This is a genomic window from Pseudomonas sp. Sample_20 (assembly GCF_004307585.1).
Lineage (GTDB): Bacteria > Pseudomonadota > Gammaproteobacteria > Pseudomonadales > Pseudomonadaceae > Aquipseudomonas > Aquipseudomonas atacamensis.
In genome coordinates this window covers 1-24,835 of the sequence record NZ_RCOA01000128.1, presented here as the reverse complement: position 1 = coordinate 24,835, position 24,835 = coordinate 1, and the positions used below count along the sequence as shown (strand labels likewise).

General features: G+C 58.2%; 26 protein-coding genes. 13 read left to right on the top strand and 13 right to left on the bottom strand.

What is annotated here, in order from left to right:
- Positions 1-56 precede the first annotated feature (56 nt).
- The gene (locus tag D8U70_RS25335; protein ID WP_130930028.1) at positions 57-488 is read left to right on the top strand and encodes a DNA methylase; all 432 of its coding nucleotides are present in this window, start codon (positions 57-59) and stop codon (positions 486-488) included.
- 22 nt (positions 489-510) lie between these two features.
- Here D8U70_RS25335 and D8U70_RS27835 read toward each other — a convergent pair whose 3' ends face one another.
- The 4 genes from D8U70_RS27835 to D8U70_RS25320 form a co-directional block, all read right to left on the bottom strand.
- Positions 511-651 (bottom strand): hypothetical protein, encoded by a 141-nt coding sequence (locus tag D8U70_RS27835; RefSeq protein ID WP_177433998.1) that lies wholly within the window; start codon positions 649-651, stop codon positions 511-513.
- A 12-nt stretch (positions 652-663) separates the two neighbouring features.
- Positions 664-984 carry a hypothetical protein gene (locus D8U70_RS25330; protein ID WP_130930027.1) on the bottom strand — a complete coding sequence of 107 codons (321 nt, stop codon included), beginning with the start codon at positions 982-984 and terminating at the stop codon, positions 664-666.
- A gap of 34 nt (positions 985-1,018) precedes the next feature.
- The gene (locus tag D8U70_RS25325) at positions 1,019-1,900 is read right to left on the bottom strand and encodes a manganese catalase family protein (RefSeq protein ID WP_122750710.1); all 882 of its coding nucleotides are present in this window, start codon (positions 1,898-1,900) and stop codon (positions 1,019-1,021) included.
- Between the two features lie 274 nt (positions 1,901-2,174).
- The gene (locus D8U70_RS25320; RefSeq protein ID WP_130930026.1) at positions 2,175-3,713 is read right to left on the bottom strand and encodes a class I SAM-dependent methyltransferase; all 1,539 of its coding nucleotides are present in this window, start codon (positions 3,711-3,713) and stop codon (positions 2,175-2,177) included.
- Between the two features lie 338 nt (positions 3,714-4,051).
- Here D8U70_RS25320 and D8U70_RS25315 point away from each other — a divergent pair, with 338 nt between their 5' ends.
- On the top strand, positions 4,052-5,971 hold the full coding sequence (locus tag D8U70_RS25315) for a tyrosine-protein phosphatase (RefSeq protein WP_130930025.1): 1,920 nt from the start codon (positions 4,052-4,054) through the stop codon (positions 5,969-5,971).
- 36 nt (positions 5,972-6,007) lie between these two features.
- Here the strand turns inward: D8U70_RS25315 and D8U70_RS25310 are convergent, their stop codons facing one another.
- Both D8U70_RS25310 and D8U70_RS25305 read right to left on the bottom strand, forming a co-directional pair.
- Positions 6,008-7,135: a mechanosensitive ion channel family protein gene (locus D8U70_RS25310; RefSeq protein WP_051600421.1), complete on the bottom strand. Its 1,128-nt coding sequence runs from the start codon at positions 7,133-7,135 to the stop codon at positions 6,008-6,010.
- A gap of 166 nt (positions 7,136-7,301) precedes the next feature.
- On the bottom strand, positions 7,302-8,285 hold the full coding sequence (locus D8U70_RS25305) for a helix-turn-helix domain-containing protein (RefSeq protein WP_130930024.1): 984 nt from the start codon (positions 8,283-8,285) through the stop codon (positions 7,302-7,304).
- A gap of 371 nt (positions 8,286-8,656) precedes the next feature.
- Here D8U70_RS25305 and D8U70_RS25300 point away from each other — a divergent pair, with 371 nt between their 5' ends.
- Positions 8,657-9,055 (top strand): hypothetical protein, encoded by a 399-nt coding sequence (locus D8U70_RS25300; RefSeq protein ID WP_110645738.1) that lies wholly within the window; start codon positions 8,657-8,659, stop codon positions 9,053-9,055.
- A 108-nt stretch (positions 9,056-9,163) separates the two neighbouring features.
- Here the strand turns inward: D8U70_RS25300 and D8U70_RS25295 are convergent, their stop codons facing one another.
- A complete protein-coding gene (locus tag D8U70_RS25295) occupies positions 9,164-9,778 on the bottom strand; it encodes a transferase (protein ID WP_110645737.1) in 615 nt (204 codons plus the stop codon).
- Positions 9,779-9,888: 110 nt separating this feature from the next.
- Here D8U70_RS25295 and D8U70_RS25290 point away from each other — a divergent pair, with 110 nt between their 5' ends.
- On the top strand, positions 9,889-10,188 hold the full coding sequence (locus D8U70_RS25290) for a hypothetical protein (protein WP_016774369.1): 300 nt from the start codon (positions 9,889-9,891) through the stop codon (positions 10,186-10,188).
- 43 nt (positions 10,189-10,231) lie between these two features.
- Here D8U70_RS25290 and D8U70_RS25285 read toward each other — a convergent pair whose 3' ends face one another.
- The 4 genes from D8U70_RS25285 to D8U70_RS25270 form a co-directional block, all read right to left on the bottom strand.
- A complete protein-coding gene (locus D8U70_RS25285; RefSeq protein ID WP_024012629.1) occupies positions 10,232-11,134 on the bottom strand; it encodes a bestrophin family ion channel in 903 nt (300 codons plus the stop codon).
- Between the two features lie 88 nt (positions 11,135-11,222).
- A complete protein-coding gene (locus D8U70_RS25280; RefSeq protein WP_130930023.1) occupies positions 11,223-11,765 on the bottom strand; it encodes an AAA family ATPase in 543 nt (180 codons plus the stop codon).
- 84 nt (positions 11,766-11,849) lie between these two features.
- Positions 11,850-13,160 carry an MFS transporter gene (locus D8U70_RS25275; RefSeq protein WP_130930022.1) on the bottom strand — a complete coding sequence of 437 codons (1,311 nt, stop codon included), beginning with the start codon at positions 13,158-13,160 and terminating at the stop codon, positions 11,850-11,852.
- A gap of 57 nt (positions 13,161-13,217) precedes the next feature.
- Positions 13,218-14,264 (bottom strand): SDR family oxidoreductase, encoded by a 1,047-nt coding sequence (locus D8U70_RS25270; protein ID WP_130930021.1) that lies wholly within the window; start codon positions 14,262-14,264, stop codon positions 13,218-13,220.
- Positions 14,265-14,409: 145 nt separating this feature from the next.
- Between D8U70_RS25270 and D8U70_RS25265 the strand changes: the two genes are divergently transcribed.
- From D8U70_RS25265 to D8U70_RS25250, 4 genes are all read left to right on the top strand, one after another.
- Positions 14,410-15,342: a LysR family transcriptional regulator gene (locus D8U70_RS25265; RefSeq protein WP_130930020.1), complete on the top strand. Its 933-nt coding sequence runs from the start codon at positions 14,410-14,412 to the stop codon at positions 15,340-15,342.
- 598 nt (positions 15,343-15,940) lie between these two features.
- Positions 15,941-16,615: an HNH endonuclease signature motif containing protein gene (locus D8U70_RS25260; RefSeq protein WP_130930019.1), complete on the top strand. Its 675-nt coding sequence runs from the start codon at positions 15,941-15,943 to the stop codon at positions 16,613-16,615.
- Positions 16,616-16,709: 94 nt separating this feature from the next.
- Positions 16,710-17,954 carry a hypothetical protein gene (locus D8U70_RS25255; protein ID WP_130930018.1) on the top strand — a complete coding sequence of 415 codons (1,245 nt, stop codon included), beginning with the start codon at positions 16,710-16,712 and terminating at the stop codon, positions 17,952-17,954.
- A 75-nt stretch (positions 17,955-18,029) separates the two neighbouring features.
- Entirely contained in the window at positions 18,030-18,890 is an 861-nt protein-coding gene (locus D8U70_RS25250) for a hypothetical protein (RefSeq protein ID WP_130930017.1), read from the top strand.
- A gap of 180 nt (positions 18,891-19,070) precedes the next feature.
- Here D8U70_RS25250 and D8U70_RS25245 read toward each other — a convergent pair whose 3' ends face one another.
- Positions 19,071-19,583, bottom strand: a complete 513-nt coding sequence (locus D8U70_RS25245; RefSeq protein WP_130930016.1) for a nuclear transport factor 2 family protein — start codon at positions 19,581-19,583, stop codon at positions 19,071-19,073.
- A 262-nt stretch (positions 19,584-19,845) separates the two neighbouring features.
- Between D8U70_RS25245 and D8U70_RS25240 the strand changes: the two genes are divergently transcribed.
- From D8U70_RS25240 to D8U70_RS25225, 4 genes are all read left to right on the top strand, one after another.
- The gene (locus tag D8U70_RS25240; RefSeq protein WP_177433997.1) at positions 19,846-20,739 is read left to right on the top strand and encodes an AraC family transcriptional regulator; all 894 of its coding nucleotides are present in this window, start codon (positions 19,846-19,848) and stop codon (positions 20,737-20,739) included.
- 372 nt (positions 20,740-21,111) lie between these two features.
- Positions 21,112-21,411 carry a metal-sensing transcriptional repressor gene (locus D8U70_RS25235; RefSeq protein ID WP_130930014.1) on the top strand — a complete coding sequence of 100 codons (300 nt, stop codon included), beginning with the start codon at positions 21,112-21,114 and terminating at the stop codon, positions 21,409-21,411.
- Between the two features lie 7 nt (positions 21,412-21,418).
- A complete protein-coding gene (locus D8U70_RS25230; RefSeq protein WP_130930013.1) occupies positions 21,419-22,555 on the top strand; it encodes a nickel/cobalt efflux protein RcnA in 1,137 nt (378 codons plus the stop codon).
- Positions 22,534-22,635 carry a YHYH domain-containing protein gene (locus tag D8U70_RS25225; protein WP_130930066.1) on the top strand — a complete coding sequence of 34 codons (102 nt, stop codon included), beginning with the start codon at positions 22,534-22,536 and terminating at the stop codon, positions 22,633-22,635. Before D8U70_RS25230 ends, D8U70_RS25225 begins: the two co-directional genes overlap by 22 nt.
- A gap of 84 nt (positions 22,636-22,719) precedes the next feature.
- Here the strand turns inward: D8U70_RS25225 and D8U70_RS25220 are convergent, their stop codons facing one another.
- Positions 22,720-23,082: a DUF6124 family protein gene (locus tag D8U70_RS25220; protein WP_130888012.1), complete on the bottom strand. Its 363-nt coding sequence runs from the start codon at positions 23,080-23,082 to the stop codon at positions 22,720-22,722.
- Between the two features lie 546 nt (positions 23,083-23,628).
- On the opposite strand from D8U70_RS25220, the gene D8U70_RS25215 reads away from it, so the two are divergent.
- A partial coding sequence (locus D8U70_RS25215; protein WP_130930012.1) for an APC family permease occupies positions 23,629-24,835 on the top strand: 1,207 nt, incomplete at its 3' end.

Below are 24,835 nucleotides of genomic sequence, written 5' to 3'. Positions count from 1 at the left end.
TTCCAAGCCGTGTCGGGTCAACATCTGTAATTGACGCGCGCCTTGAGGTGAGACTTGTGAGCGAAATCATCACCGCCGGTGACTTGAACATCGACCTGCACAATGCCAACGAAGCCGGCCTGTTCAAATGGCTGCTGGCGAGTTTTCTGATGGGCAAAAGGATTCAGGGCGCCATCGCCGCCAAGGCGTATCAGGTCATAGTAGAGCAGCATCACAACGACACCCCGCTAAAGCTCGCGCAGTGCACACACCGTCAATTGGTGTCGATGCTGGGGCAGGCGCGTTACGTTCGTTACGATGAAAGCACGGCGTCGCGACTGCTCGCGCTGGCCAACAAGCTCAACAGCGAGTACGCCGGTAAGGTGAGTAACATCGTGGCGGCGAGCGCGGATCGTAAGGCGCTGGAGAAGCGCCTGTCCGAGTTCGAGGGGATAGGGCCGAAGACCGTTGAGATCTTCATGAGGGAAGCGGCTGCGGTGCTGTTTTGAACGCCCGATAGCAAACCAGGGTTCACATCGCAAAGAAGGTTCCCGCCAGTTCGCTCATCAGGATCAGCGTTCCGCCGGCGAATATCGCACAGCCCAGCAGAAACTGGAGTCCCGGGGCGACACCCAGGCTTGAGGGTAAACTCAGGTTTTTATAAGTTCTCATATCGCGCTCCTGTTACCGATGAAAACTTTCCGCCCCGTCGATGGAACGGTTGCGCTGCGCCAATACGCGCTTGGCGACCACCGGCATCGTGGGCAAGGCGTCGTCGACGGCTGGATGTGTGTCCGCTGGCGGAAAGGCAGTCTCCTCAGCGAAATTATTCGGCAGCAGGGTGCCCAGGCCAAATACATTCACCGCCATGCTGACTTTCAATCCCCGACAGGCCTGTTTGCAGTCCAGCTCAAAACCGGCGTATGCGTGCTCCATCAAACGTTGAAAATGTTCAGAGGTCAGTGCCGAGACTTTGCTGTTTTTCATGTTGATCACCTTGAGCAAGTGGCGACCCCGATCCGGGGCCGCCGGACGGGGTTCAGACATCTTTGCCTTGCACGTAACCGGAGCCCAGATCAGCACCGGTCACCGGTTCGCTGAGTGGGTCAGACGCCGTGCGGATCTTCATCGCCTCCAGCACCTGTTGGTCTTCAGCCGGCAGGGTGACGGTCGCCAGACCATCGCCGCCGTCCACCGCAGGTTCTGGGTTTTCCACGTACTCCCACGCGCCGCCCTCGTTCCACGGACCACGAACGTTGGGCTCGCCAGACATGTTGAAGTACTTGTTGGTGAACTCCGGCATGCCCGGCAGTTTGCCCTGCGGGAAGTTCGGCTGGATCGAATGCAGGGCTTTTTCGAAGGACTGTTGATGGGCGATTTCCCGCGTCATCAAAAAGCCCAGCGCCTCTTTGACGCCCGGATCATCGGTGATGTTGATCAAGCGTTCGTAGAGAATTTTCGCCCGCGCTTCGGCTGCGATGTTCGAACGGAAGTCGGCGGTCGGCTCGGTGATCGAGTCAACGTAGGCCGCCGTCCACGGCACACCAGCCGAATTGACCAGAGGCGCGCCGGCACCATAGAGCAGGCTGGTGATGTGCGAGTCATTGCCGGCGCCATTCAGCGCGCGGTACAGCTCGCCTTCCTCTTGAACGCCCTCTGCCAGTTGACCTTTGGCGCCTTTGTTGAGCATGACGATGATCGAGCCGACCACCTCCAGGTGACTCAATTCCTCGGTGGCAATGTCCAGCAGAAGGTCTTTGCGCCCCGGATCTTCCTCAGCCAAGGCTTGGGTGAAATAGCGCGCTGCCGCGGCCAGTTCGCCATTGGCGCCCCCGAATTGTTCCAGCAACAGATTGGCCAGACCCGGGTTGGGCTCGGCCACGCGAACGGTGTACTGAAGTCGCTTGTTATGTATGAACATTCAAATTTTCCTCAGACCAGGCTATCGCGCCTTGCCCTTTTGGGCGTTGGCGCATGCATAGTTTGTGAGGAGGGCGCGCAGCAGAAATTTCGTTTTTTGCCGAGTGGCAGGACGGGCGGCAGAGCGCGGAAAGTTCCGCAAACAGGACGGTTGGCTGGGGTCAGGGTTTGCTTGTGATAGCTGAAATCAAAAGCCCCTCACCCCAGCCCTCTCCCGGAGGGAGAGGGAGCCGACCGGGTCGTTCTGTGAAGATAAAGACACCCGAACTGAAGCGTTAGGCGATCTTCAACGCCCTCAGCACCACCAGCGTTTGCTCGGCGAACACCTGCGCCTGTGCGGTCAGCGCGGCGATGTTGGCTTCAGCGGTGAGCAGCGGCTGGCCATTGTCGACCAGCACTTCACCTTGTTCGCTGATCACCCCCCACGCCAGTTGCGCCCATTCGGCCGGCTGCTGTTTGCCTTGCTTGATCGAGATCAGGAACAACTGCTGGAAGCGGCTGACCGTCACGCCACCACCGGTGACCGGGCTGGCCAGGGTCTGGATGTTGGCGCCGTACAGCGAGCGTTTGCACAGTTGCAGATTGAGCGCGGCGCAGCGACCGCTGACCTGCGACTCGGCGGCCTCGCTCTGGCACGGAGCGACAGCGCCCATACCGATCAGCACGGCCAGGGCTTGTTCGAGGTCGTCGTAAGCCAGCGCAGCCTCGGACAACAATTGGCGCATCGATTTGGCCGCATAGTTCTGTGCCGCCAGTGCATCGAGCACCGGTCCGTAAATCTCCGGTTGCAGCGTCGCTTCGCCGGCAGGACCACTGACCGAGCCCGCCACGGTTTCCCAGGGTTGCAGCAGCACGAAACGGCTGTGCAGCATTCTCGCCCGGCGTTCGGCAGCGGACAGGCGCGTCGCGCCACGCACGTACAGGTCGCGGCGGAAGTGCTGGTTGACGAAGTAGTCCCGCGCTTGCTCGCGCATGATCGGGTGTTCGATGGTTTCCAGAAAGTCCATGCCTTCGGCGCTCAGGTTGAGCGGGTCGACCGAGTCCAGCGGCACTGCCGTGGTGGCGTAGTCGAGTTTGGCCGGGGCCAACGCGTCGACCATGTCGGCGAAGTACATGCAGTTCCAGTCACGGTTGAAATATTCGTGGGCGACGTAGTGACGATCCTGGCCCTTGATGCTCTGCAGCCGCGCGCCGAGGCTCGGTGCCGCAGCGGCATACTTCGGATTGGCCGCGAGCAACGCTTCGGAAAACTCCAGTGCGGCGTCAATACGCTCATCGGAGCGCGCCGAGGCGTTGGCGAAACGGTCATGCAGGCTGAACAGATTGCGCAGCGGCGCCGACGGCGACCAGCCGGGGAAGCAGTTGTAGCTGACGTAAAGCATGCCGCCCGGTTTCAAGTGACGGCGGGCGAATTCGACGATCAGTTTCTGATTGTCGCGGCTGACCCAGGTCCAGATGCCATGCAGGCTGATGCTGTCGAACTGTGGCAGGTCATTGCGCGCCAGCAGCTGTTCGAAACTGTCGTCGTACAGACGGGCGCCGTTGTTGGCGGCAGTCGCGAGGTCGATGGCATGGGCCGCCATACCCGGGTGAAAGTCGGTACCGACAAACGAACCCGGGTTGGCGGTGGCGTGGATGTTGATCGACACGCCCTGACCGAAGCCCAGTTCGCAGTGCACGCCGTCGTTGCTTTCCAGCGTGGCGAACCCGCGCAACAACAGGCAGTAACGCAGGAACACCGGATTGATCTCCCGGCTATAGCTGTAGGTGTAGCCTTCGTCGGTGAAATAACCTTCGTTCCAGGCGTTGCTCATGGGTACAGCCTCTTGTTCTTGAAAGTGATGGCAGTCTTATAAGGGGTTGGCATTGCGCGCGACAAATTGAAAAAACGGATACTTCCCCAAACCCTGTGGGAGCGAGCCTGCTCGCGAAAGCTTTTTTTCAGTTTGAATATAATCGGCTGACACGCCGCTTTCATGAGCAGGCTCGCTGCCACAGGGATCTTCAACACATTCAAGCAGGATTGATGGACCGATCACGCACCCCACGGCCCATTCGCGCAGGCATTTTGTTGTGCGCCAAAACTGTCATATTCCCTCCCACTCGCCTGCCCATAGTGACCAGCCCAACGCTGATTTCATGAGGCTGCACTGTGTTCCAACGTCTTCTGTGTTCGCTGTCCGTTCTGAGCCTTTCCATCGCCGCTGCCCATGGGGCCGAGCCTGTCACCCTCGACACGCCGCGCTTGTCCGGCATCGACAACTTTCGCGACATCGCCGGCATCACCACCGCGTACTCCACCGCCCACGACGGCGTTATGCGCAGCGGCGTGTTCTACCGCTCCAACGCATTGACGCCGTCGGCGGCGGATCTGACGACGCTCAATGGTCTCGGCATCAAAGCCATTTACGACTTGCGCACGCCCAGCGAAATTGCCGCCACGCCTGACACGATGATCACGGGCGCGGTCTATCGCAACATCGACATCATCGGCAGCACCACCTCCGGTTCGAACATCACCAGCATCTCGTTCCATAGCGCCGCCGAGGCCGTGGCGATGATGGAGGAAACCAACCGCGCTTTCGTCAGCGATGCCGGCATGCGCGGGCAGTTCGGCCAGTTGTTCAATGAGCTGGCCAGTGTCGACGCCGCGCAACTGTTCCACTGCACCGCTGGCAAGGACCGCACCGGCTGGACCGCCGCCGTGTTGCAGAGCATCGCTGGCGTTGATGAGGCGACGATCATGGCCAATTATCTGGCGACCAACGACTACACCGCCGCCCGCGTCGCCGCGACCTTGAAAGCGCTGCCGCCGAGTATGGCCGCTGTCTACGAGCCGCTGCTCGGCGTTCAGGCCAGTTACTTGCAGGCCGGTCTCGACCAGGTCGCCGCCGAGTACGGCAGCATGGACAACTACCTCAAGCAGGGCCTCGGTCTGTCCCAGGAAACCATTTACGTATTGCGCGGCAAACTGGTCGAGTACAACAGCTTGCCGGGGCAGGCCGGGCTGATAGGCAATGCCGCCGCTGGTGCCGAGTTGCTGCGGCAGTTGCAGAACTCCGAGCTGTCCGGCACCTACAGCGCCTACAACTACTACCTGCAATCGGCGATCGACGCCGGCACTCTGGGCGGTGTCGAATCTCAAGTTGGCGGACAGGTCCACGCTGATGCGGCCAGCTACCTGCTGCGGCAGAACGCGATGATCGAACAAGCCGCCGCACCGTTCGCCAGCGGCAGCGATCTGAAGATCGGCCAATACCGCCTCTGGAGTACCGCGCTCGCCAGCTACCTCGGCACGGACGGCTCGGCCCACGCCGACAGCAGCAACGAGCACAGCCAGGGCCTGATGCTCGGCATCACCCAGCGCTTCAGCGAACAACTCAGCGCACGCGGCGGCTTTGGCTACAGCAAGGGCAGCGTGGGCGGCGCGGGTGGCGAGGCCGATACGAACTTCACCTTCCTCAACCTCGGTGCGCGTTACGGCCTCATCAGCCTTGAGCGCGGCATGTTTGTCGATGCCAACGCCAGCGCCGGATATGTCGACTACGACAGCAAACGCGAGCTTGGCGGTGGCCTCGGCACTGCCAAGGGCGACACTCACGGCAATCTCACTGGCGCGACCGTGGCGTTGGGGTATCGCCTGCCGCTGAGCAGCGTGATTGTCGAACCGAGCCTGGGCTTTCGCGTCAGTCATCTCGACTTGCAAGGTTTCAAAGAGAAGGGCAGTGAGCTGGCGCTCGACGTCGACGGCATCAAGCAAACCCGCCGCAGCGCGGTGGCCAGTCTCGACCTGTCATTCGCGCCGGTGGCAATGGGTGCGTGGCAGTTGGTCCCGGGCGTTCGCGTGGGCTATGAACGTGCGCTTGGCGATCAGCAAGTCGACAGCGAAGGCCACCTGCTGGGGCTGGATATCGAGCAGCGCGCGGCGTTCGACAATCGCGACCAGTTCAGCGGCGGCGTTAGCTTGATGGCCAACCTCAGCGCCCTGAGTGTGGGCGCTGAGGTCGGCGCCAACGGTAGCGGTGACAGCCATGGTTTCAATGGCGGACTCAAGGCCAGTTACGCGTTTTGAACACAGAGAGCCCGGCAAATTGCCGGGCTCTTGCGCTCAAGCATGCTGCGCACGCGAAGGTTGCGGTGTGCGTGCCGGCTGCGCGCTGGGTTCGGGCAGCGAGGCGACATGCACGGTGCGCGCCGGGAAGGCGAACGTCGCGTCCAGCTCGGCCACCGCTTCCATGATTGCCAGATTGATGCGTTGCTGCACGTCCATGTAGACGTTGTAGCTGGCGTCCAGAACGATATATACCGTCTCGAATTCCAGCGCACTCTCACCAAAACTGCGGAAATGGCAGCGGTCGAAGCGCGCCTGTTTTTCGTTCTTGATGATGCTTTCAACGCGTTGAGTGATCTGGCGGATCTGTTCGCTGGTGCACTCGTAAGTCAGACGAAACTCGAACACCACTCGACGCTCCTGCAAGCGTTTGTAGTTCTGAATGGTGCTGCCGATCATGTCGGCGTTGGCCATGACAATCTGCTCACCGCCGAGACTGCGGATGCGCGTGGTCTTCAGGCCGACGTGCTCGACCGTACCGGCCAGCGTGCCGACGACGATGAAATCGCCCACCTCAAACGGTTTGTCGACGGCAATCGACAGCGAGGCGAACACGTCGCCGAGAATGTTCTGCACCGCCAGCGCCACCGCGATACCGCCGACACCCAGGCTGGCGACGAATGCAGTGATGTTGACGCCCAGGTTCGACAGCATCGCCAGCAGAATCACCGCCCACAGCAACACCTTGACGCCCCACAGGCTCAGGGTCGCCAGGGCGCTCGCCTGAAAAGTGCCGGTCGCGTTATGCCGCGAGAAATACCGATGCAACCCCAGCGCCAGCGCGCGGTTGGTCCACAGGCCGACCTGCAACGCCGCCACCACGAACCATAAACTGCTGACCCGCCCGAGCCAGCGCTCCGGCAAATCCAGCAACCCGATGCCGACCAGAATCGACGCCAACAGCAGCAACGTGGTGCTGGTCGCCGCCAGCACTTCGCTGGCCATGTAGGTCAGATGTCCATTGCCGGCACTGGCCCGCGCCTGCACCTTGCGGAACACGAAACGGATCGCCGTGGTGGTCAGCAGATAACTGAGTGTCGCGGCGAGGAACGCCAGGACCCAGTTCGCCAGTGAAATTCCTAAAATCGTGTGAGCCGTGAAAAAGCCGATGAAATCCTCGGTCATGGAAACCCCCTTGCGAAGCCTGCACCGACGCGCGCAGAAACGCACCGTCGGTCGCAGCCAGGTAAACGCCGCTTGAATCGGCGATGCCGTCAAACGACCTGTCTGGGGTTAGTCGCCCTGAGATTCCTGCTGTTCAATCAAATGCAGGTTTCGCCGGACCGAATGGTCAACGCCTGGCCTTCAACTCCGCTGGGCTTACGCCGTAAGCGCTTTGAAAATACTGACAAAAGCGCCCGACATTGCTGAAGCCGAAACGCAACGCCACCTCCGTCACAGAGCCTGCATGCCCTCGCGCCAACGCCTCATAGGCGCGCTGCAAACGCACCTGCCGCTGATAAGCGACGATCGACATCCCGACAAAACGTCGAAAGCCTTCCTGCAAGGCGCGCTGGCTGACATGGCTCAACCGCGCCAGATCCACGCCACTGACCAACTGCTGCGGATGCGCCTGAATAAACTCCATCGCCACCTTCACATGTCGCGGCGCCACACACGGCGCCGGCCCCCGTAATGCCTCGGTGAAATTGTGCGGCCACGCCTCCAGCACCGCATCGATCAACATCTCGCGTAAGCGCGACGGCATCAGCGTGCCGCTGTTGATCAAGGCATCGAACTCAGTGCCCGTGGCCAGATCAATCAACGCCTTCAGGCCCTGAAATGCCGGGGTATTCAGATCCACGCTTGGCTCAAACACGATCTTCTGCACGACCGGTTTCTCCAGCAGCGCCGACAACCGCTCGGTGAGTTGCTGACGATTGATCGAAATGCCGTGATGCGCGTGATCGTCAACAAAACGCATCGAACGGATATCCGCCTTGTCGATCGCCAGACCGACATGCTCCATGCCTATGGACTCGGTGGCGTGGTTGAAAACGATCTTGCCGGCGGTGGGGATGACGAAGGTGATTTCGTTCTGCGGGTCGGGAAGGGTGACGCTGAAATCGCCGTGGTAATGCATACGCCGAAAACTCACCCCGTCGTGCCGCCCGTAGACCCCGCCGATGATGATGTTGGAAGGTGGCGGCGGAGTATCGGCGTAGCGGTTGCCGAAGAGCCTGGAGAAGAGCGCGCCGAAGTCGGAAGAGGTGAGGTTGTCGGAGCGCAGGATGATCTTTTGGCGGGCTGCGGAGGTGGCGGTGATGGGCGGCATTTTGGAATGCGAGCTCTTGGGGCGACGGGAGGGATGAAGATTAGGAAATTGGCGTGACTTTCTGGTGACAACGCTTTAGAGCATCGTTTGCTTTCGACTTCAGCGGTCATTTCTGATGGCTCGCTATGGGCGGAAATCGCCAATTGGGCGCCAGCACTTCATCGTTAAGTTGAATGGTCTGAGTTCGCAAAATTAAATGGCGGCGACGCTACCAAACTAAATCGAATTGTGTCCGATTGCTTTACAGTTTGGGGGTGTATAGGTGGGAGTGCTATTGGCTTTATAGTAATCGAATATATTGTCGATCCGTTTCGTGTCTAATATAAGTCCGGTACTTCTATAGTGCCTCAATAAGCGAAAGGGTGATAGTTATGAAAAAGCTCCTTTTTTATGCGGTTGCCGTTCTATTTTTGATTGGCTGCGCTTCGTCCGGTAATCAAGCTGCGCTCGACGCCCATGCGGACGCACCGGCGACCGCAAAGCAGCTAACGGGCAGCGAAATAAAAACTACGGTCATAGGCCGAAAACATTCCAGCGTAACGTCCACTGGCTATCCTTTTTCTCAAGTATTAAGCGCTGACGGAACTGCACAGATTCAGATTTCCAGCGAGTCCATGCAGTCAGGAAGTTGGGTGATTACGGGGGATGTGATCTGCGTTGCCTATCAAAAATACGGCAAGGAATGCAGCAGGGTTTTAACAGACGGGGGCGCGATTTGGTTTGTTGACAGTACGACGAATAAAACCAACAACAAATTTACCGTTAATTAAATAAGAGGCTATATGGGCGTCCAAAGCCTGATTGCCGCTTGTTGCTAAAAGAAGACTTTCCCGCTTCGACTCGCCGCGGCGTGCACGCCTGTGCATTTTGGCTGATTGCTATTGATCGTAAGCAAACTGATCAATCAATCCCAAGCGAGGAACACGCGTATCGGGCCGCAACAAAGCGCCAGGAGCAATCACAGCGTTTGCGCCAATCTTGCAGCCGTCACCCACCAGCGCTCCGAATTTGCTGACGCCTGTTTCGATCACCTGATTTTCGTGGCGGATCTTGATATCGGCTCCGTCCAGTTCGTTACGGTAGTTGGCGATGATCGCGCCGGCTTCAATATTGACCGCTTCGCCAATCAATGAGTCGCCGACGAAGTTGAAGTGGGCAAGCTTGCTGCCATCGAGCATGAAGGTACTTTTCAGCTCACAGCTGGGGCCAACGATGCAGTTTCTGCCGAGGTATACACCTCCACGTAGATAAGCCCCCGCCGCGACGAAGCAGCCTTCGCCGATGATGATTGCGCCTTTGAGAACGGCGCCTTGCTCAACGATGGCGGTTTCATGAATCGCACAATTGTTGTGGCGCCGGTACCCCGGGCCGAGCGTTTCAAGCAATTCCAGAATCCGGCTCTCGCAATCCTGAACCACCGCCCAAGGGGCAGCGGAGTCCACGCCCAGTAATGGCCATTGAACGATGTAATCTTCGATTTTTGGCGATTTCATAAGAATCTTCCGAACAAGTGAGAGTGGGGCGTGGGTGGACTGTCGACGACTTGAACGACTCGCTATGCCTGCCAGTCGTACCTGTACAAGCATTTTCAAGGTACGGCGCAATGGATAAGACAATCACCGTGGATCAACTGGCAACCACTGATCTTGGATCAATCAACGAGATATGGCTCGGCGGGACCCATACCCAGTTATGCCTATGGCGTGCTGAACAAGTCTTCACCCACGAAATGCTCAGCGAGGGGACCCATGACCAAAATGTGCGACGCCTGTGCTTGCAGTTGGTTGACCCTGACGATCGAGACGCAGTGGCCCGTGTTGAGGCGGTAGCGCGCGAACGACTCGAAGAAATGGGCAAGCAGGGCGAGTTTTACCCGGCCGAGGCGGCGGACACTCGTCAATAGTTACTGCGCATCTGATGAAAAGCGCTGCTGCTAAAGCAGCGCCTCAAGCGGGCTCCTCAACCCTGCGTACATCCCCCAACGAATCACGCTGCATCGATTGCAAATTCTTTTCGATGGTTTCGCACAGCGCTTCCATTTGAATCTGGTGTTCGCTGTGGCGGAACGGACTCTGCAGATCGGTGCCGATTCGTTCGATGGCCAGCAGCATGAACCCGACCACGGTCGACGCCAGCGGCGTGAACCAACCGAGGGATTCGACCAGTCCTATCGGCACGATCAGGCAGAACAGCGAAATGAACAGCCGTGGGAAATACACATAAGGATAGGGCAGCGGGGTATTGGCGATCCGCTCCATGCCGCCTTGGCTGTTGGACAAGTCCACCAGGGTCGATTCAAGCCGCGCCAGGCGAATACTGTCCAGATGCCCGGCCTTGTATTCGCGAGCGAGCAAAGTCGCCGAGCCGGTGAGGATATCGTTGGCAAAGTTATTGGTTGTGCCACTGCGGGCGAATTCTTCGGCGGGAATAAACGCCCGCACCTCGTCGGGACACGGCTGACCTTGCAGGTGCGCGGCGAGGCAATTCACGTAGGCGACGTGGCGGCGCAACAGCGTGGATTTGACCGGATTCACCTCGCCACCAGCGTCGTCCAGCAGCGTCAGCACCTGCCGGGCGAAGCTGCGGGAATTGTTGATCATCGATCCCCACAGCGTCCGCGCCTCCCACCAACGGTTGTAAGCGCTGCTGTTGCGAAAACTGATCAACACGATCAACGCCGAACCGAGCAAGGTCAGCGGCATCAACGGCAGGTTCAGCTTGGCGTTGAGAAACAGCATGAAGTCGACGGTGACGGCGATGTCCCAGAGCAGCAACCAGAACAAAGACCAGCCCACGTAACCCAGGGTCTTGATGATCAGACGGTATTTTTTGACGATGGCAGCTTTCAAACGGAAACCTCGTGGCGAGCAGTTTGCTTAAACGCTTAAGCTCGGACGATGCCTGGCACCGGCAGTTCCCTGGTGGAGCGGTCAGCCGTCAGTCAGTCTGCAAAGTCTGGCCCTGTGCATGGCGAATGCTTTCAAGAAATATCCTCGTCTCTCGATTGGATCGCAGATGAACCACCCGGCAAGCCGATGGCGCCGTTAACACGAATTGGCGCATTTTGGCTCGCGAGGTTTTTCTCGTCCGCCACATGAACTTTAGAAACTCCGGCAGATGCGCCAGCTGTTCGGAGCAGTTTTCCGGCAAGTCAGGCCGAGACTGACCGTGGTTGAGCAGCGTTCTACGCAGGACGCGCAAGAATCGAAGCGGTGGCGAACGATCGATCCAGATCAGCAGATCTGCACGGGCGATGCGATTTTCCCAAGTGGTCGAATGGCCACCTTCGAATATCCAGCGATCACGCGCCTCGACCTCCAGGCAGAGTCGGGTCTTCTCATCCGGGCTTCGCTCGATCCAGCCTGGCTGCCAATGGATCGTGTCGATATGCACGACTGGCAACCCCGTGCGCTCACCAAGCCTGCGCGCCAACGTACTTTTGCCAGACCCAGGCTGACCAACAATCATCACCCGTTGCATCGAAGCTCCTTCTCGCTCTGCAAGCTGATTTTTTGGGCGGGCGATTCTACGGCAATGCCTGTCTCCGTCAATGACCCTTGAACGCTAGGCGGGGTTTTGCCGCGCCGCCGACAAACTGGCTCGGCGGTCCGCCCGCTCGCCGAGCCGCCATCCCAGCAGACCCCACAGCAATGCACACAACGCGCCGACCAGCGCTGCCATGCCTGCACCCTGGCCGAAGGCGTCCAGCGCGCTTTTCGCCCAGGCACTGATGGCATCGCCGGCGCGGTAGACCACGGTGTCGATGAAGTTCTTTGCCTTGTACTTGCTTTCGGCATCGAGCGGGGCAAACAGCATCTCTCGGCCTGGGCGCACGAAGGCGTACTCACCGATGCGGCGCACGATCATCAGCGCGGCGATCAGACCAAAGCCGGGGGCGAAGATCAGCCCGATAAATCCCGCGCACATGACCAGCGGCACCATGGCCAACAGCACGCCGACGCCGAGCCTTTGCGCGAGGCGTCCAGTGATGAACAGCTGACAGAGCAGGGCGCCCGCCTGCACGACAAAGTCGATGATGCCGAACACGCGCACCTGCGCCTCGCGGTCCGGGAAGTGTTCGGCGACGACGCGTGCCTGCTCGAAGTAAAGGAAGGTGGAGACTGTCGCCAGCAGCACCACAAAGCCGCAGATGCCGAGCAGGTAGGGTGATTTCAGAACGGCCGTCATACCGCTGAACGGATTGCCCGGCAACGGCCTGCGAGGGCTTTCGCTCGGCGCGGCATCGGGGCGTCCTGCGCCACCCCGTTCACGCCAGCGCATCAACTGGCGCTTGAACCACATCGCAGCGGCCAGCAGAACAGCGGCCAGCAGCATCAGGCCGGACTCACCCAGCGGACCGATCAGCAAGGCGCTCAGCGCAGGGCCACTCAGGCCGCCGACGCTGGCGCCCGCCGCGATGAACGCGAACAGACGTTTGGCCTGGGCACTGTCGAATACATCGGCCATCAGGCTCCAGGCGACCGATACGACAAACAGGTTGTAGACCGATATCCACACGTAAAACACGCGCGCCAGCCACGGGCTTTCCTCACCCAGGAACAAGGCGGCGAACAACAGCAGATTGGTGCAGAAGAACCCGTATACCCAGTCCACGAAATGCAGGCGCGGTACGTGTGCGCTGAGCCAGGCGAACAGCGGAACGGCCGCCAGCATGACCAGGAAGGTCGCGGTGAACAGCCACTGCAAGTTCTCGACGCCGGCAGTGATGCCCATCGATTCGCGGATCGGACGGAGCATGAAATAGCCGGCGAACAGGCAAACGAACAGCAGAAAGCCATTGAGCGCAGGGCGCAGCTCGTGAGCCTCGGCATTGATGATGGCGCCGGCGCGGTGGGCGAGAAGAGACGTATCCATGTTGCGCTCCTGTGGGAGTGGCGGGGCAATGGCACGGGGCCTGCCCGTGCCGGGCGGTCAGCGGTAGGTGACACCGGTCAGTCGCTCGGAGAGTTGCCACAGTGTGGCCGAATTCGAGCGATCGGCAGCGGCCGGCGGCATCTTGGCGAAGCCCAGCGGCCCGCGCTTCTCGTTATCACCGGTAGGCCCGTAGTAGGCGCCGCCAACCGCCTCCAGCGCCGTCGCTGCATACAGCGTCGGCAGCGCGCCCTGCGCTGCGGAATGATACAGGTCCCGCTCTACAGCCCATTGTTTGCCGAATTCACTGTCCAGGCCAGGCCCCCGGGCGATCAGCTCCGTAACGGCAACGCCGGGGTGCGCGGCGATGCTGCGTATCCCCCAACCGGCGGCATCGCTGCGCTGCTGCAGCTCGATACTCCACTTCAGAACCGCCAGTTTCGACTGGCTGTAGCTGGCGAAAGGGTCGTAACTGCGCTCAGCCTGCAGGTCATCGAAGTTCAGGCTTGCGCGCCCGGCGGCGATGCTCGACAGGCTGACCACCCGACCATCGTCGCTTTTGCGTAGCAGGGGCATCAGCAGGCCGGTCAGGGCGAAATGCCCCAGGTAATTGGTCGCCAATTGCATCTCGTAGCCATCGGCGGAAACGCCTCGAACAGGCGGCGACATGATCGCGGCATTGTTGATCAGCACGTCGAGCCTCGGCAGGCGCCCTTGCAGACGATTGGCGAGGTCGCGCACCGATTGCAGATTGGCAAGGTCCAGCGTTTCGAATTGCACGCGCGCCTCGGGCACGGCTTGCTTGATGTTTGCGATCGCCTCGCGGCCGCGCTCGGCGTTGCGTGCGGCGATGATCACCTCGGCACCGGCTCGCGTCAGGGCCAGCGCGTCTTCATAGCCCATGCCGCTGGTCCCTCCGGTCACCAGCACAATGCGGCCTTTCTGGCTGGGCATATCGTGGGTTGACCAGTCCGGCTTCGGCTCCGTTCGGGAAGTCGCCTGCGCAGCCAGTGTGCCGGCCATCGCGGAAATGGCGAACAGCATTCGGGTGGCCTTGAGAAGGCGTTGGGTCGCGGTATTGCTCGGCGTAGCGGGTGAATGGCTCATCGGGGGATTCTCATTCGCGTGACAGGTTCCCGCTTGGCGGGGCGAGTGAGCAGTATCGGTGTACGAGTGCGCGAGGATAAGTCGGGCATTGGTGGATGACCCGTACGGTATAGCGTACAGTCAGGCGCCTGCGGAGGAAGCATTCATGCGTAAACCAAACCTTACCGATGTGTCGATATTTGCTGCGGTGGTCGAGGCGGGGGGATTTCGTGCTGCCGCGCAAAAGCGCGGGCTGTCCGCCTCGTCGTTGAGCGACTGCATGCGCCGGCTGGAAAGCGACCTGGGTGTGCGCCTGCTCAATCGAACCACGCGCAGCGTCACGCCGACGGCCGCCGGCGAGCGATTGCTCGAGCGCCTGCGCCCGGCCTTGCAAGAAATCGACGCCGCTTTCAACGATCTGGACGACGACGCTCAGCGCCCGGTCGGCACGCTCAAGCTCAATGTGCCAGTGCCGGTGGCACGCTTTCTGTTGCCCGACCTGCTGGCGCGTTTTCTGCGCCTTTATCCAGGGGTCAGTGTCGAAGTCGTCATGGACAACACCTTCGTCGATGTCAACGCTGGCGGGTATGACGCCGGCGTGCGCTATGAAGAGAGCCTGGCCAAAGACATGATCGCCGTGCCCATCGGCCCGCGTCGCCAACGCTTCGTTGCAGCCGCCGCCCCGGGCTATCTGGCTGAACGCGGTACGCCCACTCACCCCGAAGAACTGCCGAGCCATGACCTGCTTGGCCATCGGTTCGAGAGTGGCAAAGTCGGCGTATTCGAGTTCCATCGAGACGGCCGTATCGTGCGTATCCCGCCTCAGGGGCAACTGCTGACGTCGTCGCACGATCTGAAAATTCGCTCGGCCATCAACGGGCTGGGCATCGTCTATACCTTCGAGGACTTCCTGCGCGAGCCGCTCTCCGATGGTCGACTGGTGCCGATTCTCGAGGACTGGTGGCAGGCCTTCGACGGCCCGTTTCTGTATTACCACGGCCGCCGCCACATGCCTTCGCCGCTGAGGGCGTTTGTGGATTTTTTGCGGGCTGAGGGGCAGATTGGAGAGAGTTCAGGTGTTTTCAGCACCATGTCCTGAGGACTGCATCAATGCGACGATGAGTTGGCCGGCGTGGAATCGATCCAGCAATAGCGCTGCTTGCTATAGGGGGTAAGCCCTGGCGGGGTCGTAGTTCGACGTATTTCCATCGTGGCAGGCCTTCAAGTCGGCCCGAGTTTTAGCGAAGCGAACGCTTGAAAGGCCTAAGTGCTCAAGACGCGTCGGCGGATGGCCTCTTCAAGCGCCAGCTCAGTGAGCTGTTCAATAAGCTGGCAGGCGATGTGAATGGAGAATGGAGAATGGCGAGGATTAGGGCAGATCAAGCCCCTTGACAGCCTCATAACCCGTCCGATAAGCCAGGGTGTCAAGCCATCGATTCGTCAAAAATGTCAGTAAAGCCAATGCTGAGCGCAATTGCCATTGCGACGGGAAGCAATCGGCCAAAAGCAGACACTCACAGATAGAGCACTTAATTCATACCGGACCATAGACACACGACCCAACGATTACGTACCCTCGGAGCAGATCTTGTCGCTTCTGCTCCATTGCACATCGCTTCCTTTTAAGCGTTCAAAGCAATGCAGTCAGGGGGTTATAGCATGGGCGGGGTACGTTAGGCGGAGGAGCGACGCGCTAGATGTCTACATACAAATTTTCGACAGCCGAGCGCGCCGCAATCTATTCGACCCACGGCGAGAAGTGCTATCTCTGCAACCTGCCTCTTAATCTGAAGACTATGGAAGTCGACCACGTCATTCCTGAGTCGTTGATCGAAAAGCCGAAGGAGCTACAAGCTACTCTGAACGCTTTTGGTCTTCCTTCCAACTTTGATCTAAACTCCTTTGCCAATTGGCTGCCAGCATGTAGGCCATGCAACGGCACAAAGAACGATCTTGTCTTTGAGCCGACCCCAATAATCCAAGTTCGTCTTCAGCGAGCCATTGCGAAGGCGGCTGACGCGCAAGCGCTTGCAGCAGAGACTGTTTCAAAGCGAAAAATTACAAACGCACTTATTGTTTTGGAGCGCGCGCGGGATGATGGGATTCTAGACGACGAAGTAATTCAGACTCTTAGCGAGTTCATATCTCAGCATCGGCAACCTGACCTCTCTGGACAACCGATTCTCCTGACACCGCTGTACGAAATTATCACTGAACAAAGCGGAATTCAGCTTGTTCGTGGGCCTTATGGCGTTGGTGGAAGATCTGCTATTCGAAATCCGGACTCTAGCTTCTGTTGCCCCTGCTGTGGCTCCATTGCCGCATGGAATGGATCTCGCTGTGTGATCTGCGGGCAATTGAACGACGAATGACATCATTCCGCCAAACCATCATTCCACCAGACTTTCGCGAAAACCGCGCAGGACGGGGAATTCAAACGTTAGCGAACTCAGGAAAACATCACTGATGACCCTCGACGAAGCAAAGGAAAAATTCAAGAAAGAGTACGCTCGCCCGTGGATTGAGGTAGTCGACGAGCATAAGGATGAACTATATTTCAAGACGCGTGGAGGAACTAAGTTTAAAGTCTCTTCCGAAGACTTAAATGCATACCTCGACTTCGAAAGTAGAAAAGCAACTTTCGAGAATAAGCCATTCGAAACCTGCCTGTGTAGCCCCGTTTACTACGAACAGATGATTACTAGCGCAAACCGCTTCTCTCCATTGCTTGGGAATCCTCGCGGAGAAGTAATTCAATTTGGCACCGCGGAAACCGGTCCTTTGGTCGTCGAAATCGGAGATGCAAGTTCTGACTTCAAGAACTACTATCGGTTTCACGAATACTCAGTCATGAGGACAGTTGAAAGAATTCGCATGCGGCGAACAGACCGTGAGAGTTCTACCCTAAGTGACTTCCTGTATGCGCCATTGACTATAAAGGTTATTGGCCTATCCGAGGCATCGGCAGAAATTGCAGCTAAGAAGGCTCTCGATTTAATTGAGGGCTGCCTGTTCAATCTTTCATATCTAAAAGGCATGTCGCTCGTACTCGAAGAAGAGCTACCGAAAAGGCAGGCGATTGGAGAGAGCTTTCAGTTTGAGGAGAACGATTTCGGAAAGCAGTTGCCTTTGCCGAAGGCAAAAATCAATAGGGATGTTGCGCGTTTCTATCAACGTGGCATGGCGGTCGAAGATCCCGTAAATCAATTCTTATCGTTCTACCAAGTTTTGGAATATTTTTTTCTGTCAGTTTCTGACGAAGAGCTTTATCGAAAGTTGACAACCCTGATCAATGATCCATTGTTTTCTACCAAGCCAAGACATCTCGATAAAGTTATTCAGGCAACAATTAATCATAAGCGCGAATCCGACGAGACAGAAATGCTCAGGCTCGTCCTGAGCAAGCATGTGGATGAGTCGGAACTCATTGCATTCATCGACGCCTATGAGAGCCATCTCGGTGATAGATGGTTCACAAAGAAGCGGAAACTATTCGGCGAAGAAAACGAAGTCAGAGCCTTTACCGGCCACATAGTTGGCAACGTGGCTAAGCGCGTGAAGTTGATTCGCAATGCTTTGGTACACTCGTCTGATCGCTATAATCGTCAAGAAAACTTTATTCCAACCCGAGCTGCTGAAGCCGAAATACGCAAGGAAGTACCGCTCGTAAAGTACTTGGCCGAGAAGGTAATCATTGCCTCCTCGACGTAGTTTGCCAACCGATCAAACACCAGGCGTTGCGCGACAAAGCCGCTGCCGGTGACTTTAGCCAATTAGAAGGACATGATGAGCACGGCCAAAGTTTCTGAACCAATTTCTGGAGATAAGGCGTATCAGGTGAGGGCTCGCGCTGCGCTCCCATTACTTGTCCGTCAAGCGGAGGCAGGCGCGCCGATCTTCTACTCCGATCTTGCCGAAGAGTTGGGAATGCCCAACCCACGCAACCTGAACTACGTCCTTGGGAGCATTGGACAGTCTCTGGAGCTACTTTCAAAGACATGGAAATCCAAGGTCCCACCAATACAATGTCTTGTCGTCAACAAGAACACGGGACTGCCCGGAGAAGGTATCGGCGGGTTTCTTGTGAAGAAAGAGGATTTTGCATCACTTCCGCTTCGACAGAAGAGGGCAATCGTTGAGGCAGAACTTCAGCATGTATTTTCGTACGCCCGATGGCGGGAGGTTCTTGAAGCTCTAGAGCTTGAAGCAACAACGTCCGATTTCACTGCTTTCGTGAGGAAAGCCGCCGGTGGAGTCAGTGGTGGCGAGAGCGAACAGCACAAGACTCTCAAAATGTATGTCGCTCAAAACCCAAAAGTCGTCGGTCTTGGCCCCAATAGTTCAAAGGGCGCCACCGAGTATCCATTACCGTCCGGGGACTGTCTGGACGTCTCTTTCGGCGGTAACAAAGTTTGGGTAGCGGCAGAGGTTAAATCTTCGATATCGACTGAAGGCGATATCGTCCGGGGTCTCTTCCAGTGTGTTAAATACCGGGCAGTCATGGAGGCGGTATTGCTCTCGAAGTCACGCCCACAAAACGCACGAGCAGTGCTCGTCTTGGGATCAAAGTTGCCATCGTCCCTCATTCCCCTGCGAAACATGCTTGGTGTTGAAGTGGTTGAGGATGTTTCACCAACAAATAGCTAACAATCGCATGCACTCGGGCAGCAAAAAGCGACGCTCGTTCTTCACTCTGCTTTGCCGCTGGTGATGCGAAGCGTCAGTGTCCGCTATTAGCCGTAACCCGACATTCGGTGACATGTCCACCTGCGTAATATCTCGCAGCTTCCTGCAGGCAGTTCCTCCAATCGATCTCGGCGGGCTTATCTATTCACCGTCGCCCGCTTTAAGCGGAATTCGCCTGATAACGTCGTCATAAGCCACTAGGTCGAGAAAGGCAATGACTTCAACTGCCTGCAGATTTCGCATGCGCATGATCCATACGTAGCTGTTGCGATAAGGCGCGCCATCGGCTGCCGTCGCAACGCCGTCCCAGTGCACAACGACGTCATCGCCCTCAGCCCAGATATCCGTCACCGTCGGGCGAACGGGCGAGGCGAGCCGTTTTGCGAAGGGTTGGACTGCGCGTTTCAGGAAGTCGTCTCGGCCCCGATAAGTACCTGCCGAAGGGCTCGTCCCCTTGATTGTCCAGATCACATCGGCAGCCAGCACATCTGTGAAGAACGTCCGGCCGCCCTGAGCCCACTGGTTGAACGCTTGCGCAATGAATTGGCGGTTGCGTTCCGTAGTCGGTTCGCTGGCCACGGCGGGCGCCGGCCCTGCAATGAGTGTGGTGAAGACTAATGCTAGCGCTGTAGAGAGGCGGTGAACAAACGTCATTTCCTGTGCTCCTTAATCTGTCCCGAGTTGGATGGGCCGTTGTTGTTATCTGTAAGCCGCTAGTTGCGTTCCCTCACGCCGTTGCTCTATATGGGGCTTTGGCAAAGAATCGGCGCGGGTGTGGCCGGCAGTACCTCTGGGCTTCATCTGAAGTGTGACTTATGAGCGGAGGAGGGCTGTTGCAGGATCGTCCTGATTTCTTGCTTGATCATCCGATAGGCCAGATGTTTAACCGCCGCATCCCCACGTTATGGAGTTGTGTTTGAATTCCCTTTCAAAGCTTGTCGATATCGTTGGTCGTCACGTCCTGGATGACGGCATTCACAGCACCGCGATCCCGGGTGTCAGCCTTATTCGCTCGGCTACGCCCACGATGCCCATGCCGGTGGTGTACGAGCCAACACTCTGCCTGGTCGCCCAAGGACGTAAACAAGCGATGCTGGGCACTACCGCCTATGTTTACGATCCGGCCAAGTACCTGATTGCATCGGTAGACCTTCCGGTGATGGGCTCGGTCATCGAGGCGAGTGAGGCTGTTCCCTATCTGTGCCTGGCGCTGGATCTCGATACCGCTGTGTTGAGTGAACTTGCGCTGCGCCATCCGCTAAGAGAAGAGAGCGTCAGTGCACCGCCGGCAGGCATTACGCTCAACGATACGACTCCAGAACTGCTGGATGCTGCGGTTCGGCTGGCCGGGCTGCTCGACAGGCCTCGGGATATCGAAGCGCTCGCTCCGCTGGTGATTCGCGAAATTCTTTATCGCCTTCTCACCGAGAACGGCAACAGCATCATCAGGCAGATGGCGCAGGCAGACAGCCGCTTGAACCAGATCGCCAAGGTCATTGCCTGGCTACGCAGCCACTACAACGAAGCGTGTCGGATAGATGAACTCGTCGAAATCGCCGGCATGAGCCGTTCTTCTTTTCATACGCATTTCAAGGCGATCACCTCGATGAGCCCGCTGGAATTTCGTAACCAGTTGCGGCTACAGGAAGCACGCAGGCTGATGGTCACCGAAGCGGTCGATGCCGCAGAGGCGGGATATGCAGTCGGTTATGAAAGTCCCTCGCAGTTCAGTCGAGACTACGCCCGTCTGTTCGGCATGCCACCGGCGAAAGACGCCTGGCGGCTGCGCACGGACATTTGCGGGATTTGAATCCAGCGCTTTTCGTCGCGCAGAAAAAAACGAGGCCGCATTTGCGGCCTCGTTTGCAATGTGTTCCGGACTACTGTTTGACGCTCAGGTAATCGCCGGTCGTGGCTGGATGACGACTCTTCGCCGTGAGCATGATGGACGTCCTGAGCGATCTCCCAGGCTGGCTGCCCCGAGGTGACTGACAACGAATAGGTATGCCCGGCCCAGGCCATGAACATGGCGAGAGCAAGCGCGATTACTACCGTTGTAGTCAGTGTTTTGCTGTACATGGCGTTAAAGGTTTAACTCGTTGACAGGGCGTTCAAGCGATTTGCCCAATCCCCCCTGGGGGGATAGGATGCCAGCGATTCATCGAGCCCTGAGACTCAACTCATGAGTGAGCACGAACACGATCACAACCATCCCCACACCCACCAAAGTCATGAGGCGATCATCAAACGCCTCAAACGGGCGGACGGGCATTTGCGCGGCATCATCACCATGATCGAAGAAGGGCGTCAGTGCGTGGATATCGCCCAGCAGCTTCATGCGGTCGAGAAAGCGATCTGCCAGGCCAAACGCACGCTCATCCAGGATCACATCGACCACTGCCTCGAAGATACCGTTTCGGCGCTAGGCAATGGCGAGCGCGCACCGCTGGAAGCCTTCAAACAAATCACCAAGTACCTTTAGGTCTGACATGCCCGATTTCGCTGAACTGTTGCAGCAAGGCGGGGCTCACGCCTGGCTGTATTTCCCGAGCGCGATTCTGCTCGGCGCCTTGCATGGCCTGGAGCCAGGTCATTCGAAAACCATGATGGCGGCCTTCATCGTGGCCATCCGTGGCTCGGTCAAACAGGCTGTTTTGTTGGGGTTGGCCGCAACGCTTTCGCACACCGCCATGGTGTGGCTGGTCGCCATCGGCGGCATGTACCTGGGCAAAGGTCTGGACGCTGAAACCACTGAGCCGTATTTCCAGCTTGCTTCCTCTGCACTGATCATCGCGATTGCCCTGTGGATGCTCTGGCGTACCTGGCGCGGTGAGCAGATGTTCAAGTTCGAGCAAAGCGATGATCACCATCACGGCGAACACGACCATGGTCATCATGATGAAACGCACCGAATAGATACCGGCCATGGTCGTGTTGAACTGTCGATCTTCGAGGAGGGCATGCCACCGCACTGGCGCCTGAAGACCTTGAGCGGACACGCCTGGGCAGCCTCGGATGTTCGCCTGACCACGACGCGTCCGGACGGCAGCAGCCAATCGTTCGCGTTCGTCGAGCGTGAAGGCTTTCTGCAGTCGACGGTGGATATTCCGGAACCGCACGAGTTCAGCGCTCGCTTGAGCCTTGGACATGCCGGGCATTCGCATGATTACGATCTCATGTTCCAGGAGCATGATCACGGCCATGCGCATTCCGAACTGGAAGGCCTGGAGCTGTCGATCGATGGCTATCAGGATGCGCACGAACGTGCTCATGCCAACGATATCCGTAAACGCTTCACCAACCGTGAAGTCACCACGGGCCAGATCGTCATGTTCGGGCTGACTGGCGGCCTGATTCCCTGTCCGGCTGCCATCACTGTCCTGTTGCTGTGCCTGCAAGTCAAAGAGGTCGCGCTCGGCGGCATGCTCGTCCTGTGTTTCAGTATCGGCCTGGCGCTGACTCTGGTCACTGTCGGTGCCGCTGCGGCCATTGGTGCCAGACAGGCCTCCAATCGCTGGCCGTGGCTGGGAACCGTGGCGCGCCGCGCTCCTTACCTGTCCAGCGTGCTGATCATTGGCGTTGGCCTGTATGTCGGCTTCCATGGCTGGATCGGCCTGAGCGCATAAGACCCTTTGCGCACAGCGGTGGCACTGATGCAAAGGGTTGCCATCGCAACCATAAAGCCAACGACTACCACTGCCACTGACGAGCAAAAAGCCCAGCGCAAGGCTGGGCTATCGAGGCGCGCGCGATGAGCGCGAGGCATTAGCGAACGCCTGCATCCGCAGGATTACTCGACCGGCACGACGTTATCCAACGCTTGATTGACCGCCAGTTCGCCAAGCATGACGACCTGCGCGATACCTTGCAGTGTCTTGCGAGCAGATCCTTCAACCATCCCAATCACGTCACTCAGCATCACCGAGGCCGAGCCCAGCGATTCGCTGGCGTTGACCAGCAATTCTTCAGTCGCGGTTTTCGGGTTGGCGAGGAACATGCTGCTGGTTTGGTAGGGCGTGGTTTTGAGGGTGTCGGTGGGTTTGAGGTAGTGGTCGAGGGCGCGGTCGGCGGCTTTGTGGAGTTTGTTTGAGTCGAGGGATTCGTAGGGCGATGTTGCGTCTGACTGTGGCGGGTTTGGCGTGACTTTGAACATGGTGAAGCTCCATATGTGACCAAGGGAGCCATCACTCTCGCTACCAAACGAAGGGTGGTGGCCATACGAAGGTTGGTAGACCGGCCCACATGGAAAAACCGGCGCGCTCGAAAACGCCCTGCGCATGGCCACCATAAAACCGATGCGAAAGCATCTGCATACGATGACGTTATGCGCCATGTGGAAAGCGGGCTACCAAACCCGATCACTGTTTTCAGTGACCGGCCAACGATAGAACCACGGCCCGAGGCGCACAAGCCGGCGGATTCTGGCGTAGTCGTAGGCAATGGCGCAAGGCGTTGTAGTTTGCTGGAACAGTCTGGATGTCGGTTTTAAACAGGGTGTTTAGGGAATTGGTTTTGGCTGATGTTTTGTGTTGATCGGGCTGGGGTCTTCGCGAGCAGGCTCGCTCTTACAGGTGTCGAGTTGGCAATGTTTATAGCGTCGTGCCGACAAGCCCCATCACAGATTTTGAACTTTGCTTTCGGCGCCATTTCCATTGTTTGAGGTGACAACCCTCCAGCTCCTCCACACCTGAACCAAGGAATGACCGTGACGGCTCCCACTCATAAACCTGCTCTGCGCCGAGCAATCACTTTCCCGATGCTGTTTCTGTTTATTCTCGGCGATGTACTCGGCGCGGGTGTTTACGCACTCGCCGGAACGATCGCGGGGGAAGTGGGCGGCGCGATTTGGGTGCCGCTGCTGATCGCATTGTTCTTCGCCATGTTGACGGCAGGTTCCTACGCGGAGTTGGTGACCAAATATCCCCACGCCGGCGCGGCTTCGGTGTTCGCGGAAAAGGCCTTCAAGTCGCCGCTCATTTCCTTCCTGGTCGGTTTCTGCATGCTGGCGGCTGCGGTCACCAGCGCTGCGGGTTTGTCGCTGGCGTTTGCCGGTGATTACCTCAACGCCTTCGTTGACGTATCGCCGCAGATTGCAGCGCTGGTGTTTCTTCTGGCTATCGGCCTGCTCAACGCGCGGGGGATCAAGGAGTCGCTTGGGGCAAATCTGGTGATGACCGTGATTGAACTGTCCGGGCTGATTTTGGTGATCGTCGCCGCTGTCTGGTATTTCCGCACAGGCGATGCGGATCTGGGACGGACGCTCACGTTCAAGCCGGGCGTCAGTCCCATGCTGGCGGTGTTGGGGGCGGCATTGTTGGCTTTCTATTCCTTCGTAGGCTTCGAAACCTCGGCCAATCTTGCGGAGGAGATCAAAGACGTGCGCAAGGTCTACCCGCGCGCCTTGTTCGCCGCTTTGCTCACCGCTGGCGTGGTTTACATGGCGGTGGGTGTGGCGGCTTCTTCGGTGTTGCCTACCGAGAAGTTGGTGGCAACATCAGCGCCTTTGCTCGAAGTTGTCCGCGCATCGACCCTCGCAATCCCGCCGGCGCTGTTCTCCTTTATTGCGCTGATCGCTGTGGCCAACGGTGCGTTGTTAACCATGATCATGGCCAGTCGATTGACTTATGGCATGGCCAACTTGGGGCTGTTGCCGGGTGTTTTGGGTGCGGTGCTGCCTCAACGCAAAACTCCGTGGGCTGCCATTGTCGCAACGACCTTGGTCGCTATTGCCCTGACACTCACAGGCACGCTGGCAACGCTGGCAGAGACGGTGGTGTTGCTGTTGCTGTTCGTTTTTCTGAGTACCAATGTGGCGGTGCTGGTTCTTCGTCGTGACAGGGTAGAGGAGGACCATTTTCGCGTGCCGACCTTTGTCCCGGTGCTTGCGATCGTGTCGTGTCTGGTGC

Excerpts from the sequence above, each read along its gene's own strand:
- D8U70_RS25265 (WP_130930020.1), top strand. The coding sequence starts at position 14,410 with ATGCGTAAACCAAACCTTACCGATGTGTCGATATTTGCTGCGGTGGTC.
- D8U70_RS25245 (WP_130930016.1), bottom strand. The coding sequence starts at position 19,583 with ATGACGTTTGTTCACCGCCTCTCTACAGCGCTAGCATTAGTCTTCACC.
- D8U70_RS25260 (WP_130930019.1), top strand. The coding sequence starts at position 15,941 with ATGTCTACATACAAATTTTCGACAGCCGAGCGCGCCGCAATCTATTCG.
- D8U70_RS25305 (WP_130930024.1), bottom strand. The coding sequence starts at position 8,285 with ATGCCGCCCATCACCGCCACCTCCGCAGCCCGCCAAAAGATCATCCTG.
- D8U70_RS25320 (WP_130930026.1), bottom strand. The coding sequence starts at position 3,713 with ATGAGCAACGCCTGGAACGAAGGTTATTTCACCGACGAAGGCTACACC.
- D8U70_RS25255 (WP_130930018.1), top strand. The coding sequence starts at position 16,710 with ATGACCCTCGACGAAGCAAAGGAAAAATTCAAGAAAGAGTACGCTCGC.
- D8U70_RS25270 (WP_130930021.1), bottom strand. The coding sequence starts at position 14,264 with ATGAGCCATTCACCCGCTACGCCGAGCAATACCGCGACCCAACGCCTT.
- D8U70_RS25275 (WP_130930022.1), bottom strand. The coding sequence starts at position 13,160 with ATGGATACGTCTCTTCTCGCCCACCGCGCCGGCGCCATCATCAATGCC.
- D8U70_RS25310 (WP_051600421.1), bottom strand. The coding sequence starts at position 7,135 with ATGACCGAGGATTTCATCGGCTTTTTCACGGCTCACACGATTTTAGGA.
- D8U70_RS25220 (WP_130888012.1), bottom strand. The coding sequence starts at position 23,082 with ATGTTCAAAGTCACGCCAAACCCGCCACAGTCAGACGCAACATCGCCC.
- D8U70_RS25295 (WP_110645737.1), bottom strand. The coding sequence starts at position 9,778 with ATGAAATCGCCAAAAATCGAAGATTACATCGTTCAATGGCCATTACTG.
- D8U70_RS25230 (WP_130930013.1), top strand. The coding sequence starts at position 21,419 with ATGCCCGATTTCGCTGAACTGTTGCAGCAAGGCGGGGCTCACGCCTGG.
- D8U70_RS25280 (WP_130930023.1), bottom strand. The coding sequence starts at position 11,765 with ATGCAACGGGTGATGATTGTTGGTCAGCCTGGGTCTGGCAAAAGTACG.
- D8U70_RS27835 (WP_177433998.1), bottom strand. The coding sequence starts at position 651 with ATGAGAACTTATAAAAACCTGAGTTTACCCTCAAGCCTGGGTGTCGCC.
- D8U70_RS25235 (WP_130930014.1), top strand. The coding sequence starts at position 21,112 with ATGAGTGAGCACGAACACGATCACAACCATCCCCACACCCACCAAAGT.
- D8U70_RS25325 (WP_122750710.1), bottom strand. The coding sequence starts at position 1,900 with ATGTTCATACATAACAAGCGACTTCAGTACACCGTTCGCGTGGCCGAG.
- D8U70_RS25300 (WP_110645738.1), top strand. The coding sequence starts at position 8,657 with ATGAAAAAGCTCCTTTTTTATGCGGTTGCCGTTCTATTTTTGATTGGC.
- D8U70_RS25290 (WP_016774369.1), top strand. The coding sequence starts at position 9,889 with ATGGATAAGACAATCACCGTGGATCAACTGGCAACCACTGATCTTGGA.
- D8U70_RS25250 (WP_130930017.1), top strand. The coding sequence starts at position 18,030 with ATGAGCACGGCCAAAGTTTCTGAACCAATTTCTGGAGATAAGGCGTAT.